Genomic DNA, 15459 nt, shown 5'->3' with positions numbered 1-15459 from the left:
GACTGCCTGGGCGCGCGGCGGGACCATCAGGCGGCGTCGCGGCCCCCTGGCTGAGCTAGGGGGAGGCGGTACCGACGGCCGTGGGTGGGGCGATCGGAACTGCCTCGCGGTCGAGCGCGAGCGGGTCGGTCACCGTGCCGGACTCCTCGTCGAAGAGCCCCTGCGCCAGCCTGGTCACCGCTGCGGGGACCGGCGGCGCCAGGTCGGCCACAGCGCGGAGACCGGACAGGACGTCGTCGGGTCGTACGGCAGGTGTTACGTGCCGAACCACCAGCCGCAGTATCGCACAGCGCTCGTCCGCGGGCCTATCAGGCTGTGGACAAGCCCTGAGCTCGGCCACCGCGGCCCGCGCGTCGAACGTCCGCATGCCGTTCTTCGTTCTTCGCTGGACCTCGACGGTCTCCGCGACGAGGAAAGCGGCCACGGCCCGCTCCGCGTCCTCGTCCGCGACGCCGTCGAGGCGCAGTTCCCACACCGATGCGGTGAGCCGATCCGCGAGCCCCGAGGTCCGGGCCTCCACGGCGTCGGTGATGTCCAAGCCGGGTGGCAGGGACTCGTTGAGCAGCTCACGCAGGGTGTCCGGGTCGCGGTGCTGGGTGAGCGCGATCTCCAGATACTCGGCCTCGCTGCCCGTGCCGGTGGGTGCGGCATTGGCGTACGACACCTTCGGGTGCGGGGTGAAGCCGGCCGAGTAAGCCATGGGTACCTCGGCACGCCGAAGCGCCCGCTCGAAGGCGCGCTGAAAGTCGCGGTGACTGGTGAACCGGAGGCGGCCACGCTTGGTGTAGCGCAGTCTGATGCGCTGCACCGCGGGTGCGGGCGGCGGGCCTTCGGGCTGTCGCTTGCCCAGGGGTTCTTCTCCTCGCTGCGGGGCTGGCGCGGGTGGCGCGCCTGCCCTCGGAATTCGGCTTCCCGTGCGGGCCTGCCCGGCTCACCCCTGCTTACGGAGGGAGATCTCGGGCCCGGCCGCCGCGCCGGGGACAGTCGTTGTACTACCCAGAGTACGCTCCGCGGGCGCTACCGGTTCCCCAGGTTCCGCTACCTGCGCCGCTTCCTCGGCGCTCGCCGGGTGCTGCCGGTCATCCGGCGCACCGTTTCCCGGGCCGATCGAAGGGCCGAGCGAGCGGCCCGGCCCGCCTCAGCCGCCGTCGTGCGGGCCGGCCGCCAGAGGAGATCGCGCACCAGATGGCCGACCGGAGTGAAGAGCGTTCGGTAGCACCAGCGGGCGGGGGGCGCGACAAAGGTGGCGTAGCACCAGAACAGCGCGCCGCCGATGGCACGTGAGATATATCCGGCGACCTTCCAGGCGAAGCTCGCCGCCGAGGCGAGTCCGCGCAGGACCGGTGCGAGCACATAGCGCCAGAGCAGGGAGAACAGCGGACCGATCACTTGCTGTGCGAGCCAGACCACGGGCCGGGCGACCAGATGGAACAGGGTCCAGAGCAGCCCCCTCCAGCAGGCCCTGAGCAGCCAGCTGCTGCCCTGGCCGATGGGGGTGAGCACCCAGACGTAGATCCACTGAAGGGGTATGAGAAGGGCGTACCGCAGCAGCGGCACGGTGAGTCGGCCGAGCCGGGTGAGGACCTCGCGGTAGATCCAGATGAGGGGTGCCGCGATGCCGTAGGTCGAGAGCGGGACCAGGAAGTAGCGCCAGAGCCCCACCCAGGGCCAGACGAAGATCAGCTTGCCGAGGAAGCGCAGCAGATGGACCAGGCCGCGGCCGATGGGCGCGAGCACCCGCTGGCCGAGCCAGCGCAGCGCCGGGCGCAGCGGCTCCAGCAGATGGCGGCGGAATCCCCGGCCCATGGCTACCAGCAGGTCCCAGAGCAACCGCAGCGGTACGACCACCACCAGCACCACGATGCGCACGGGCACCCGCACCACCGCGGCGAGACATCCCCCGTCCTCCGACGCCGCGCCGGGGCGGGCGGTCTTCCCTTCGGCGCTCATGACGATTCAGACATTCGTGTGTATCCCCCGTGACCGTGGTGGGCGAGCGAAGGCTCCGCCCGTGGTGTGACCAAGACAGGAGGCCCGGTACCAGGGTTTCCCCTGGTACCGGGCCTCCTGTGGACGTTACTTGACGACCGTCAGCGGCAACAGCTTCTTGCCGGTGGGGCCGATCTGGATCTGGGTGTCCATCTGCGGACAGACTCCGCAGTCGAAGCACGGCGTCCAGCGGCAGTCCTCGACCTCGGTCTCATCCAGCGCGTCCTGCCAGTCCTCCCAGAGCCAGTCCTTGTCCAGACCGGAGTCCAGGTGGTCCCAGGGCAGGACCTCCTCGTAGGTGCGCTCGCGGGTGGTGTACCAGTCGACGTCCACCCCGGACTCGGGGAGCGTCTTCTCCGCACAGGCCATCCAGCGGTCGTACGAGAAGTACTCGCGCCAGCCGTCGAACCGGCCGCCGTCCTCGTAGACCGCGCGGATGACGGCGCCCACCCGGCGGTCACCGCGGGAGAGGAGCCCCTCCACGATGCCGGGCTTGCCGTCGTGGTAGCGGAAGCCGATGGAGCGGCCGTACTTCTTGTCGCCGCGGATCTTGTCGCGGAGCTTGGTCAGCCGGGCGTCGGTCTCCTCGGCGCTCAACTGCGGAGCCCACTGGAAGGGGGTGTGCGGTTTGGGGACGAAGCCGCCGATGGAGACGGTGCAGCGGATGTCCTGGGCGCCGGAGACCTCACGGCCCTTGGCGATCACATTGATCGCCATGTCGCCGATCTGGAGCACGTCCTCGTCGGTCTCGGTGGGCAGACCGCACATGAAGTAGAGCTTCACCTGCCGCCAGCCGTTGCCGTAGGCGGTGGCGACCGTGCGGATCAGGTCCTCCTCCGAGACCATCTTGTTGATGACCTTGCGCAGTCGCTCGGAGCCGCCCTCGGGGGCGAAGGTGAGTCCGGAGCGGCGGCCGTTGCGGGTCAGTTCATTGGCGAGGTCCACGTTGAAGGCGTCCACCCGGGTGGAGGGGAGGGACAGGCCCACCTTGTCCTCCTCGTAGCGGTCGGCGAGCCCCTTGGCGATGTCGCCGATCTCGGAATGGTCGGCGCTGGAGAGCGAGAGCAGACCGACCTCCTCGAAACCGGTCGCCTTCAGACCCTTCTCCACCATCTCGCCGATGCCGGTGATGCTTCGCTCCCGTACGGGACGCGTGATCATGCCGGCCTGGCAGAAGCGGCAGCCGCGGGTGCAGCCGCGGAAGATCTCCACGGACATCCGCTCATGGACCGTCTCGGCGAGCGGGACCAGCGGCTGCTTGGGGTAGGGCCATTCATCGAGGTCCATGACCGTGTGCTTGGACACGCGCCAGGGGACGCCGGACCTGTTGGGTACGACCCGGCCGATACGGCCGTCCGGCAGATACTCCACATCGTAGAAGGCGGGCACATACACCCCGCCGGTCCTGGCGAGCCGGAACAGGACCTCCTCGCGACCACCGGGGCGGCCCTCGGCCTTCCAGGCGCGGATGATGGCGGTCATATCGAGGACGGCCTGCTCGCCGTCGCCGATGACCACGCAGTCGATGAACTCGGCGATCGGCTCGGGGTTGAAGGCCGCATGCCCGCCGGCGAGGACGATCGGGTCATCGAGACCCCGGTTCCTCGCCTCCAGCGGAATGCCCGCGAGATCGAGGGCGGTGAGCATGTTCGTATAGCCGAGCTCGGTGGAGAAGCTGAGCCCGAAGACATCGAAGGCCCTGACCGGGCGGTGGCTGTCCACGGTGAACTGGGGGACGCCGTGCTCACGCATCAGCGCTTCCAGATCGGGCCAGACGCTGTACGTGCGTTCGGCGAGGACGCCTTCACGCTCGTTCAGCACCTCGTAGAGGATCATGACGCCCTGGTTGGGGAGTCCCACCTCGTACGCGTCCGGGTACATCAGAGCCCACGTGACGTCACAGCTCTCCCATTCCTTGACGGTGGAGTTCAGCTCACCGCCGACGTACTGGATGGGCTTCTGCACATGCGGGAGGAGAGCTTCGAGCTGGGGAAACACCGACGCAGCGGACTCAGCAGCAGACATCTCTGAACTTTCGTGGGCTGGCAGGGGGTGACTCTCTAGCGTAACGGGTTGCGGGGCCGCCCCCGAACGGCTCGGAGAAGGGCGGGGTCCGCCCTGCCCGCACCGGTGTTGCCGATGCCGCGTCGGCCCGGGGTGGACACCCCACCCCGGGCCGACGCGGCGGACGTCCGAGCCGCGGCTCAGCCGCCCAGAACCTCACCCAGGCTCTCCGGGGACGCCTTCGCCCACACTCCGGGCAACTCCCGCTCGCGGTCGGCGGCCGTCCACTGCTCCTGCCCGTACAACAACCCCCAGGTGAACGCCGTCTCCCCAGCGGCATGGGACTGGATCGCCAGACTCACCAGCGCCTCCCGGGCCACCACGCTGTCCTGGTGGTCGCCGAGCACCGACTGCACGGCCTTCATCCGCTTGGCGAACGTTTTGGCCGGCTTGCCGAGCGCCGCTTTCGCGGCCTCGCCGGCGTATCGGGCGCGCTTGGCGGCCTTACGGGCGTCGTGCAGGATCAGATCCCGCTCATGGCTTGGGGAGAGCTCCAGGGCGTGGGCGATCCGGTCGGCCAGCCGGCCGTAGTCCTTGGCCATGGCCTTGGGCAGCGCCTGCTCGGGCGGTTGGGCGGCGGCCTTGAGGAGCGGTGGGTCCGCCAGGAACGCGTCCAGGGAATCCAGCAGGGCGAGATAGCGCCCGCTGTCGAGCGCGCCGAGCGCCGTGCGGCGGGAGCCTGAGCCCTGCGCGGTGGTGTAGATGCGCAGCCGTCCCTGCACCGGCCCGAGCAGCAGCGTCTGGGGCAGCGCGTCGGTCCGGGACCGCAGCCGCTCGGTGAGGACCTCCTGGTCACGGGCGACGCCCAGTTCACCGGCGAGCCATTTCAGCTCCTCCCCGATCGGATCGGTGACGGTGCGCTCCAACACCTTGCCGTAGGAGCGGAAGGCGCTGCGCAGCCGTCGGGTGGCGACCCTCATCTGATGGACCGAGTCGGGCAGGTCGCGCCGTACGCCGGGGTCGTACGCCAGCAGGGCGACCACCTGTTCGCGCAGATAGTCCAGGATGTGGTCACCGGCGGTGACGGGCTCGGCGCGATCCGCGGTGGTCGCTGAAGGTACCGAGAGTCCGGTTTCGGCCAGGGCGCGGGCCAGTTTGGAGGGCGCGTCGGCCGCCCGGATCCCGGCCTTGGTGAACTTCCTGTCGACGGCGTCCAGGATCGCCGGATCGGCGTCGTCCGCGAGTTCGACCTCGATCTCGTCCCAGGAGGCCGTGCGTCCAGCGCCCTTGCCGCTGCCGAGGCGCTCGGCGCTGACCGCGTCCCGGCTCAGCTCTGCCAGGGGGTTGCCGTCCACATCGGTGAGGAGGTGCACCTGGCGCAAGGAGCGCAGTCGTACGACGGGGGTGAGTTCGGCGTCGCGGACCCGGGCCCTGACCAGTGCGGCGAGGGCCCGGGGCAGCTCTTCGGAGAGCGGTGCGCCGATCTCATCGCGAACGCCGGGGGCCACGGGCAGTTTGAGGTGCCAGCCCGCGTCGGTGCCGCCCGTTCTGCGGCGCAGGGTGATGGAGGCTGCGGCCAGGCGCAGATCAGCCGTGTCGTAGTAGACCGCGTCGAGTTCGGCGATGCCGTGGTCGACGACGGCAGAGACTCCCGCCACCTTGGTGAGACGAGGGAGCCTGGTCTCGGGGGTGGCTTCGTACTTCCGCTCGATCTCGCGCTTTGTGTCCGCCATGCAGTGAATCTAGTTGGCCGGGGCCCGGTGCGGCACCCACACCGGGCAATCGCGCTAGGCCGTTATCGGCCGCTGGACCCGGATGGACTGCAGCAATCCGATCGCCACCCATACGGCGAACATGGACGAGCCTCCATAGGAGACGAACGGCAGGGGCAAGCCGGCCACCGGCATGATGCCGAGGGTCATTCCGATGTTCTCGAAGGACTGGAACGCGAACCAGGCGATGATGCCGGCCGCGACGATCGTTCCGTAGAGCTCGGTGGTCTCGCGGGCGATCCGGCAGGCGCGCCAGAGCACCACACCGAGGAGCACCAGGATCAGACCGGCGCCGAGGAAGCCCAACTCCTCTCCCGCGACCGTGAAGACGAAGTCGGTCTGCTGTTCGGGGACGAACTGGCCGGTGGTCTGGGAGCCCTTGAAGAGTCCGGTGCCCAGCAGTCCGCCGGAGCCGATCGCGATCCTGGCCTGGTTGGTGTTGTAGCCGACGCCCGCGGGGTCGAGCTCCGGGTTGGCGAAGGCGGCGAAGCGGTTGATCTGGTACTCATCCAGCAACCCGAGCGCGGTGACCAGGAAGGCACCGGCCACTCCGCTGCCGATCAGCCCGAGGATCCAGCGGTTGGAGGCACCGGAGGCAAGCAGTACGCCGAGCCCGATGACCACCATCACCATGACCGAGCCGAGGTCCGGCATCAGCATGACGATCGCCATCGGGAGGGCGGCGATGCCCAGGGACTTGGCGACCGTGCGATGGTCGGGATGGAGTTGGTCGCCCGCGTCCACCCGGGCGGCGAGCAGCATCGCCATCCCCAGAATTATGGTGATCTTGGTGAACTCGGAGGGCTGGATCGAGAAGCCGCCGCCGATCACGATCCACGCGTGGGCGCCGTTGATGGTCGCCCCGAGCGGGGTGAGCACCAGCAGGATCAGCAGCACCGAGAGGCCGTAGAGCACCGGCACCGCACCGCGCAGGGTGCGGTGCCCCAGCCAGATGGTGCCGATCATCAGGGTGAAGCCGATGCCGGTGTTGAGGAGATGGCGGAAGAGATAGCTGTACGGGTCGCCGTCGGTGAGTTCGGTACGGCCCCGGGTGGCCGACCAGACCAGCAGCGCGCCGATGCCGGAGAGCGCGAGCGCGGACAGCAGCAGCGGCCAGTCCAGCCGGCGTACGACGGAGTCCCGGGCGGACAGTTGGGTCCACAGTCCGCCGCGCTGGGGCCCGTACCCGGAGACGGAGAAGCCATGGGAGCCGGCCATGCCTCAGTCCCTCCGTGCGGGTGAGCCCGCGAGCTGCTGGTTCTGCTGTTCCTGGCCGTCGTTCCGCTGGTCGCTGAAGGAGACCTGCTGGTTAGGATCGAGCGGTTTGGGCGGCTGGTACGGCTTGATCGAGGGGGCCTCGATGCTGCCATCGGCCTGGATCTTGGGCAGGGCCTTCACCGGCTTGGGCATCAGGGCGCGCTTGAGGTCCTGGGTGCCCTTCTCGTCGAGCCCGTACATCGCCTCGTATATCTTCCGCACAGCCGGTCCGGACGCTCCTGATCCCGTACCACCCTGGGAGATCGTCATCACGATCGTGTAGTCATCGGTGTACGAGGCGAACCAGGAGGTCGTCTGCTTGCCGTAGACCTCGGCGGTGCCCGTCTTGGCGTGCATCGGGATCTTGTCCTGCGGCCAGCCGCCGAATCGCCAGGCGGCGGAACCGACGGTCACGACTCCCGCGAGGGCATCGTTTATCTGCCGGTTGGTCTTCTTGTCCATCGGCAGCCTGCCGTGGGACTTGGGCTTGATCTCCTGGACGGACTTGCCGTCGGCGCTGATGATCGCCTTGCCGACGGTGGGGTTGTAGAGCTTGCCGCCGTTGGAGATGGCGGCGTAGATGGTTGCCATCTGGATGGGGGTGACGAGGATGTCACCCTGCCCGATGGAGTAGTTGACGGAGTCACCCGCGCGCATCCGATTGCCTTCGAGGCAGTTCTCGTAGGCGATGCGCTCAAGCTCGGAGCCGTCCCTCTTGCCCGACTTGCACCAGCCGGACTTGTTGGCCTCCCAGAAGTTCTGCTTCCACTGGCGGTCGGGGATGCGACCGGAGACCTCGTTGGGCAGGTCGACACCGGTTTCCTCGCCGAGGCCGAACTGGTGGGCGGTCCGGTAGAACCAGTCGTTGGGCTTCTTCTTGGGCGTGATGCCGCCGTCCTTCAGCCACTCGCGGTGCGCGAGGCCGTAGTAGACGGTGTCGCAGGAGACTTCGAGGGCACGCCCCAGGCTGATGGAGCCGTACCCCTTGGACTCGAAGTTCTTGAACTCGCGACCGCCGAACGACAGTGACGAGGGACAGGGGTAGTTGCCGTTGAAGTTGTACCCGGCGTTGACGGCGGCGGTGGAGGAGATCACCTTGAAGATGGAGCCGGGTGCGGCCTGCCCCTGGATCGCCCGGTTCAGCAGCGGATAGTTGGAGCCCTTGGTGGTGAGCTTGGCGTAGTCCTTCGCCGAGATGCCGCCGACCCAGGCATTGGGGTCATAGGTGGGCTGGGAGGCCATCGAGATGATGCGACCGGTTCGGTTCTCCATCACCACGACCGCGCCCGCGTCGGCCTTGTAGTTCTTCCCCGTGTTGTTCTTGTCGATCTCCTTGCGGGCGGCCTTCATCGCCGCGTTCAACTCGTACTCCGCGACGGCCTGGACCCGGGCGTCGATGGAGGTGACGAGGTTGGCACCGGGCTGGGCCTCATCGCGGTCCGCCTCGCCGATGACCCGGCCGAGGTTGTCGACCTCGTACCGGGTGATGCCGGCCTTGCCGCGCAGTGCCTTGTCATAGGTGCGCTCCAAGCCGGAGCGGCCGACCTGGTCGGAGCGGAGGAAAGGCGAGTCGCTGTCCTTGGCCTTTTGGATCTCGTCGTCGGTGACGGGGGAGAGATAGCCCAGCACCTGAGCGGTGTTGGACTTGCCGGGGCCGGTGTAGCGGCGTACGGCGGTGGGTTCGGCGGTGATGCCGGGGAAGTCCTCGGCCCGCTCACGGATCTGGAGCGCCTGCTGGGTGGTGGCCTCGTCGGTCACGGGGATCGGCTGGTAGGGCGAGCCGTTCCAGCAGGGCTGGGGGGTTTTGGCGTCGCAGAGCCGGACCTTGTCCTGGACCTCCTTGGGCGGCATGCCCAGGACGCCCGCGAGCCGGGTGAGTACGGCCTTGCCGTCGTCCTTTATCTTCATCAACTCGGTCCGGGACGCGGAGACGACCAGCCGGGTCTCGTTGTCGGCGAGCGGAACTCCCCGGGTGTCGAGGATGGAGCCGCGGACGGCGGGTTGGACGACCCGCTGCACACCGTTGTTCTTCGCTTCGTCCGTGTACTCCTGGCCGTTGCGGATCTGGAGGTACCAGAGGCGCCCGCCCAGGGTGAACAGCAGCGAGAAGACGAGTACCTGGATGACGACGAGCCGGATCTGGACCCGGGGGGTCCGCCCGGTTTCCGGGATATTGCTCATGATGCGAGTGCCCCCTCCTGGATCACAGTCGCTTGACGCCCTTGATACGGCCGGCCCGAGCGGCTCTGGTACGGGCGGCCTTCATCCGCAGCCCACCGCGCTGGTTGCCGATCCTCAGTCCAGTACCGCTGGAGAGCCAACCGGACGAGACATCGCCGCCGCTCTGGCTCTCGGCGAGCGGATCGTTCTCGGTGCGCCGGGCCAGCGCCATGATCAATGGCACGGTGAACGGCGCCAGCAGCAGATCGTAGATCGTCGCGGTGAACAGGAGGCTGACCAGGCCCACATGGCGGGCCGCCGTGTCGCCGACGAGGGCGCCGACCCCCGCGTACAGCAGGGTGGAGCCGATGGCGGCGCCCACGACCACCAGCATCGGTACGGTCGCGGACTTCAACCTGCCGTTCTCGGGACGGGCCAGTCCCGCGAGATAGCCGATCACACAGAGCACCAGGGCATACCGCCCGGCCGCGTGGTCGGCGGGTGGCGCGAGGTCGGCGAGGAGCCCGGCGCCGAAACCGATCAGGGCTCCGGCGGTGTGCCCGTAGACCAGCGCCAGGCCGAGGACGACGAGCAGCAGCAGATCGGGGACGGCTCCAGGGAGCTGAAGGCGGGCTAGTACGGAGACCTGGATGACGAGCGCGACCACGACAAGGGTCGTGGAGAGAAGCATCCGGTTGAGACGCATGACGGATCAGCTCCTACTGCTGGTCGTTCTGGCCGTCGGCTGGGGCTTGGCCGTCACTGCGGCCGGTGCCCGGCGTCTGCCCGTTGGTCACGCCGTTCTGGTCGTTCTGGGGGTTCTGGGTGCTCTGAGGGTTCTGCGCAGCCGGGTTGTTCTGGTCGTTCTGGCGGTCGTTGTCCTGTGCGTCGCCCTGGGGGTTGTCGCTCCGGTCGCCCTGCGCACTGTTCTGGTTGCCTTCGGCATCGTTCTGACCCGGGCTGACGGTCACCGTGACCGTGGGCGTGGGCTTGGGCTTGGGCGCCGCGGGCTTCGGGGGCAGCACGGTGTCGCGCGGGTCGGTCCGGGGCGTTTCCACGACCACGCCGACGATGTCGAGCTTGCTGAACCCGACGTACGGGTTCACATAGATGGTCCGGGTCAGATCGCCGCCGGACGGGTCCACCCGGACGACCTCGCCGATGGGTACCCCGGGCACAAACGGCTTGGAAGCCTGCGAACCGAAGGTGACCAGTCGGTCGCCCTTCTTCACCTTGGCCTTGCCGTTGAGCAGTTGGACCGCGAGGGGGCGGTCACCCTGTCCGGTGGCGAAACCGAGCTCATCGGTCTTCTCCATCCGGGTTCCGACGGTGAAGTCCGGGTCGTTGGCGAGCAGTACGGTCGCCGTGTGCGGACCGACGGTGGTGACCCGGCCGACGAGACCGTCACCATTCAGTACGGTCATATCGCGCTGAATGCCCTCTCGGGAGCCGATGTCGATGGTGACCGTCCAGGAGAAGCCCTGGGCCGCTCCTATCGCGATGACCTCCGCGCCCTTGATGCCGTAGCGGCCCGCCCCCGCCTTCTTCAACATCTTGTCCAGCTCAAGGGCTCGGCTGCGATTGCGGTCATCGCTGCCGAGGCGCGCCTTCAACTCGGCGTTCTCGCGCTCCAGGGCGCTGATGCGATCGTGCCGCCGACCGGAGTCGCGTACGGCCCCGATGGCGTTGCCGACCGGGTCGACCGCTGCCGCGACCCCGTTCTCCACCGGCCCGAAAACCGTGGCGGCAGCCTGCCGGGTGCCGTCGATCGGTGAGTCCTCGCCCCCGCGGATATCCACCGTGATCAAAGCGAACGCAATGGCGATCAGCAGCACCAGGAGCAGCCGGCTCTCTCGTGTGTCCCTCACGTGCGGCGGCCGTGCCTTCCTCGTAGGAATGTGAGTGTCTGTATATCAACGATCAGCTGTACGGGACGGCAGGCACCCATACAGGCGGTCCCCTGGGGTCCGGACGGACCCCAGGGGAAGATCGTGCCCCCCACGTAGCCGGCTATCGACGCGGCTGTGCGTCCAGCACCTGCTGGAGCGCTTCGAACTCCTCCACGCACTTGCCGGAGCCGAGTGCCACCGAGTCCAGCGGGTTCTCAGCGATGTGGATGGGCATACCGGTCTCACGGCGCAGTCGCTCGTCGAGGCCGCGGAGCAGCGCCCCGCCGCCCGTCAGCACGATGCCACGGTCCATCACATCGCCCGAGAGCTCGGGCGGGCACTTGTCGAGGGTCGTCTTGACCGCGTCGACGATGGCGTTGACCGGTTCTTCGATCGCCTTGCGCACTTCGGTGGCCGAGATGACGACCGTCTTCGGCAGCCCGGAGACGAGGTCACGGCCGCGGATCTCGGTGTGCTCGTCCTGGTCCAGGTCATAGGCCGAACCAATAGTGATCTTGATGTTTTCGGCGGTGCGCTCGCCGAGCAGGAGTGAGTACTCCTTCTTGATGTGCTGAATGATCGCGTTGTCCAGCTCATCGCCGGCAACACGGATGGACTGGGCCGTGACGATTCCGCCGAGCGAGATCACCGCGACTTCAGTGGTGCCGCCGCCGATGTCGACGACCATATTGCCGGTGGCTTCATGGACCGGGAGTCCGGAGCCGATGGCCGCGGCCATGGGCTCCTCGATGATGTGCACCTGACGGGCGCCCGCCTGCGTCGATGCCTCGATGACCGCACGGCGCTCGACGCCCGTGATGCCGGATGGCACACAGACGACGACACGCGGGCGGGCGAGGTACCGGCGCTTATGGATCTTCAGAATGAAGTAGCGGAGCATCCGCTCGGTGATCTCGAAGTCGGCGATGACGCCGTCCTTCAGCGGCCGGACGGCAACGATGTTGCCCGGTGTCCGACCGATCATCTTCTTCGCCTCAGCGCCGACCGCGAGGATGCCGCCCGTGTTGGTGTTGATGGCGACGACGGACGGCTCGTTGAGGACGATCCCCTTGCCCCTGACGTACACCAGCGTGTTGGCGGTCCCGAGGTCGACAGCCATATCACGGCCGATGAACGACATGTTGTTCCCCATGAGGATGCGTCTGGCCTTCCCAAATCGAAGCGTTGACTGCTTTTCAGGATGGCGAGGTGGGTGCTGTGGCGCGAGGCTCCATCGTAATGCCGCCTCCACGGACACGGCTCGGTGGTCCACCTCATATATAGGTGACGAGGTGTCGCGGCGATCCGTTCCCGTAATGCGTTCGCATATGCCGAAGGGCGACCGAATTCCTTCGGTCGCCCCAGGCTATGAGCGCTGTATGGCTGACGACAAGTCAGGAAAGGCCCGGAAAGAAAATCTTCAGTTCCCGAATGGCGGACTCCTCGGAGTCCGACGCATGGATCAGGTTCTCACGAACGATGGTGCCGAAGTCACCACGGATCGAACCGGGGGCAGCCGCAATGGGGTCCGTGGGCCCGGCGAGCTGTCGCACACCCTCGATGACCCGTTCGCCCTCGACCACCAGGGCGACGACCGGACCAGACGCCATGAACTCGACCAAGGGCTCATAGAACGGTCGGCCCACGTGCTCAGCGTAGTGCTGCTCCAGGATCTCCCGGTCGAGGGTGCGCAACTCCAACGCGGCGATGCTCCAGCCCGCCTTGGCCTCGATCCGGCCGATGATCTCGCCGACCAGTTTCCGCTGAACCGCGTCCGGCTTGAGCAGAACGAGAGTGCGCTGGGTCATGGTGTGAGGCTCCTTGGGGGCATACATGTGCGGTGGGGTGAGGTTACAGGGGGCCACTGGAGTGATGTCACCCGGACCTGATTACCGATCAGAGCCAAAACCCCGGCGCTCCCGCCCGAGCGCGCTCTGCCCGGCATCGATCGAACAGAGCACAGCGCCTGCCCTCCGTCAGGAGGGTTCCGGCCGGGTGTTCTGTGCGGCCCAGCGCGCCTTCACGTCATCGATCCTGCGGCCGTAGTGGATCGACGCCGCCCACAGGGCCGCGAAGCACGCCCCCAGGAAGAACATCAACGGAACGATGAAGCCGCTGACCACCAGCCCCGCCTGGAGGGCCCAGCCCAGCTGAACCCCTCCCGGCCGGGTGACCATCCCACAGAGCAGCAAGGACAGCGCCATGGCCACACCACAGACCGTCCAGACCGTGGTCATGGACAGATCCGGGTCCTTCATCGCCACCAGCCCCGCGAACCCGAGCAGAAAGAACTCGCCGATCAGCGTGGACGCGCAGAGCGTACGCATCAGATGTCTAACCCTTCCCCAACAGCAGCCGGGCCTCGCCGACCGTGATCACCGAACCGGTCACCAGTACCCCGGCACCCGCGTACTCCGCCTCTTCCTCGGCGAGGGTCACCGCCGCCTCCAGCGCCTCGTCGAGGCGGGGCTCGACCACCACCCGATCATCGCCGAAGACCTCCACCGCGATCGCCGCCAGGGCGTCCGCGTCCATCGCACGATGGCTGGCGTTCTGGGTGACGACGACCTCCGTGAAGACCGGCTCGAAGACCTCCAGGAACCCGCGCACATCCTTGTCCGCGCTGGCGCCGACCACACCGATCAGCCGCGAGAACCCGAAGGCCTCGGTGACCGCCTCCGCCGCCGCCCGGGCACCCGCCGGATTGTGCGCCGCGTCGAGCACCACCGTGGGACTGCGCCGTACGACCTCCAACCGGCCCGGCGACGACACGGCGGCGAACGCCTTGCGGACCGCGTCCACGTCCAGCGTCCGCGCATGCTCCGAGCCAATGCCGAAGAACGCCTCCACCGCAGCGAGCGCCACCGCCGCGTTGTGCGCCTGATGGGCCCCGTAGAGCGGAAGGAAGATATCCTCGTACTCCCCGCCAAGACCACGCAAGGTGAGCATCTGCCCACCGACCGCGACCTCACGGGAGGCGACTCCGAACTCCATGCCCTCCCTGGCCACGGTGGCATCGACCTCAACGGCCTTCTTCAACATCACCTGGGCCGCGTCCACCGGCTGCTGCGCCAGGATCACGGTCGCGCCCCGCTTGATCACGCCGGACTTCTCCACCGCGATCTCCGCATGGGTGCCGCCCAGGCGATCGGTGTGGTCCAGGTCGATGGGGGCAATCACGGCGACGGAAGCGTTAATCACATTCGTCGCATCCCATTCACCGCCCATGCCGACCTCGACGACCGCCACATCCACGGGCGCATCCGCAAAGGCGGCATAAGCCATACCGGTCAACACCTCAAAGAAGGAGAGCCGGAACTCCTGCGATGCATCCACCATCTCCACATACGGCTTGATGTCGTCGTACGTGGAGATAAAACGCTCCGCCTCGATGGGCGCGCCATCCAGACTGATCCGCTCGGTAACCGACTGCACATGCGGGGATGTGTAGCGGCCCGTGCGTAGATCAAAAGCGGAGAATAGCGATTCGATCATGCGCGCAGTGGAGGTCTTGCCATTGGTGCCCGTGATGTGGATGGAGGGGTACGCGTGCTGGGGGTCGCCCAGCACATCCATCAACGCCGCAATGCGGGTGACCGAGGGCTCCAGCTTGGTCTCACCCCAACGGGTGGCCAGATCTACCTCCACGGCACGCAGCGCCTTGTCCACCTCCGGGTCGGCGGGCCGGGAAGGCACCGCATCAGCCTGCGGGGAACCGGCCTGGGCACGCAGGGTGCGGCTCCCGGCCTCGATCACCGCCAGGTCAGGGTCGCGGTCGGTCTCCGCCTCGACGATCTCGTCGAACGGGTCGTGCTCGCCGGCCTCGGCGTCATGCGGCAGCTCACTCACAGGTCCAGTCTAAAGTCCGGGGGTGGGTCGGCATCCCCGGGTTGCGTGGAAGCGTCGGTGGGCTGTCCTCAAACGCCGGACAGGCTGGGGTGCTCCCTTGGCGGGGTGCACGCTTCGGCGGGGGGTGCTTGTGGCCGAGGCACGGGGTGCTTGGGCTCGACGCCCTTGTGTCGGGTGTCCTCACCGGGGGTGGGGGGTTCCGTCCTCAAGCGCCGGACGGGCTGGGGGTGCCCCCTTGGCGGGGTGCTCGTTTCGACGAGGGATACCCGTGGCCAAGGCACGGGGTCCTTGGGCACGACGCCCTTGTGTCGGGTGTCCTCACCCGGGGTGGAGGGTTCCGTCCTCAAACGCCGGACAGGCTGAGGGTGCCCCCTTGGCGGGGTGCACGCTCCGACGGGGGTGCTTGTGGCCGAGGCGCGGGGTGCTCGGGCTGAGCGCCCCTGTGTTGGGTGTCCTCACCGGGGGTGGGGGGTTCCGTCCTCAAACGCCGGACGGGCTGAGGTGGGTCGCCGTGGGGGGTGCTTGTCTTGGTGGGGGCT

Annotated in this window: 12 protein-coding genes; all 12 read right to left on the bottom strand. The window is 67.9% G+C overall.

All coding sequences use genetic code 11. The annotated features are described in order from the left end of the window. Positions 1-55: 55 nt before the first annotated feature. The 12 genes from NBG84_RS34250 to folC all read right to left on the bottom strand — a co-directional run bounded on the left by NBG84_RS34250 (position 56) and on the right by folC (position 14920). Positions 56-808: a TIGR03936 family radical SAM-associated protein gene (locus NBG84_RS34250; RefSeq protein WP_250923587.1), complete on the bottom strand. Its 753-nt coding sequence runs from the start codon at positions 806-808 to the stop codon at positions 56-58. Between the two features lie 230 nt (positions 809-1038). Continuing rightward, positions 1039-1950, bottom strand: a complete 912-nt coding sequence (locus tag NBG84_RS34245; protein ID WP_250923586.1) for a hypothetical protein — start codon at positions 1948-1950, stop codon at positions 1039-1041. A 126-nt stretch (positions 1951-2076) separates the two neighbouring features. Next, complete coding sequence (locus NBG84_RS34240; protein WP_250923585.1) at positions 2077-4014, bottom strand: TIGR03960 family B12-binding radical SAM protein; 1938 nt, start codon at positions 4012-4014, stop codon at positions 2077-2079. A gap of 179 nt (positions 4015-4193) precedes the next feature. Continuing rightward, on the bottom strand, positions 4194-5726 hold the full coding sequence (locus tag NBG84_RS34235; RefSeq protein WP_250923584.1) for a CYTH and CHAD domain-containing protein: 1533 nt from the start codon (positions 5724-5726) through the stop codon (positions 4194-4196). 54 nt (positions 5727-5780) lie between these two features. Then, complete coding sequence (rodA, locus tag NBG84_RS34230) at positions 5781-6983, bottom strand: rod shape-determining protein RodA (RefSeq protein ID WP_250923583.1); 1203 nt, start codon at positions 6981-6983, stop codon at positions 5781-5783. Positions 6984-6986: 3 nt separating this feature from the next. Continuing rightward, the gene (gene mrdA, locus NBG84_RS34225) at positions 6987-9203 is read right to left on the bottom strand and encodes a penicillin-binding protein 2 (RefSeq protein WP_250923582.1); all 2217 of its coding nucleotides are present in this window, start codon (positions 9201-9203) and stop codon (positions 6987-6989) included. A 22-nt stretch (positions 9204-9225) separates the two neighbouring features. Beyond that, the gene (gene mreD, locus NBG84_RS34220) at positions 9226-9888 is read right to left on the bottom strand and encodes a rod shape-determining protein MreD (protein WP_250923581.1); all 663 of its coding nucleotides are present in this window, start codon (positions 9886-9888) and stop codon (positions 9226-9228) included. A gap of 13 nt (positions 9889-9901) precedes the next feature. Then, the gene (gene mreC, locus NBG84_RS34215) at positions 9902-11050 is read right to left on the bottom strand and encodes a rod shape-determining protein MreC (RefSeq protein WP_250923580.1); all 1149 of its coding nucleotides are present in this window, start codon (positions 11048-11050) and stop codon (positions 9902-9904) included. A gap of 142 nt (positions 11051-11192) precedes the next feature. Further along, on the bottom strand, positions 11193-12212 hold the full coding sequence (locus NBG84_RS34210; protein ID WP_250923579.1) for a rod shape-determining protein: 1020 nt from the start codon (positions 12210-12212) through the stop codon (positions 11193-11195). A 253-nt stretch (positions 12213-12465) separates the two neighbouring features. Beyond that, positions 12466-12879, bottom strand: coding sequence for a nucleoside-diphosphate kinase (gene ndk / locus NBG84_RS34205; protein ID WP_250923578.1), 414 nt, complete (start codon positions 12877-12879; stop codon positions 12466-12468). 168 nt (positions 12880-13047) lie between these two features. Next, a complete protein-coding gene (locus tag NBG84_RS34200; RefSeq protein WP_250923577.1) occupies positions 13048-13398 on the bottom strand; it encodes a DUF4233 domain-containing protein in 351 nt (116 codons plus the stop codon). Between the two features lie 7 nt (positions 13399-13405). Next, on the bottom strand, positions 13406-14920 hold the full coding sequence (gene folC, locus NBG84_RS34195) for a bifunctional tetrahydrofolate synthase/dihydrofolate synthase (RefSeq protein WP_250923576.1): 1515 nt from the start codon (positions 14918-14920) through the stop codon (positions 13406-13408). Positions 14921-15459 lie beyond the last annotated feature (539 nt).

Origin of the sequence: Streptomyces albipurpureus (genome assembly GCF_023701525.1) — a bacterium.
Lineage (GTDB): Bacteria > Actinomycetota > Actinomycetes > Streptomycetales > Streptomycetaceae > Streptomyces > Streptomyces albipurpureus.
The sequence above is the reverse complement of the archived record's forward strand: the minus strand, read 5'-3'. Positions and strand labels throughout refer to the sequence as shown.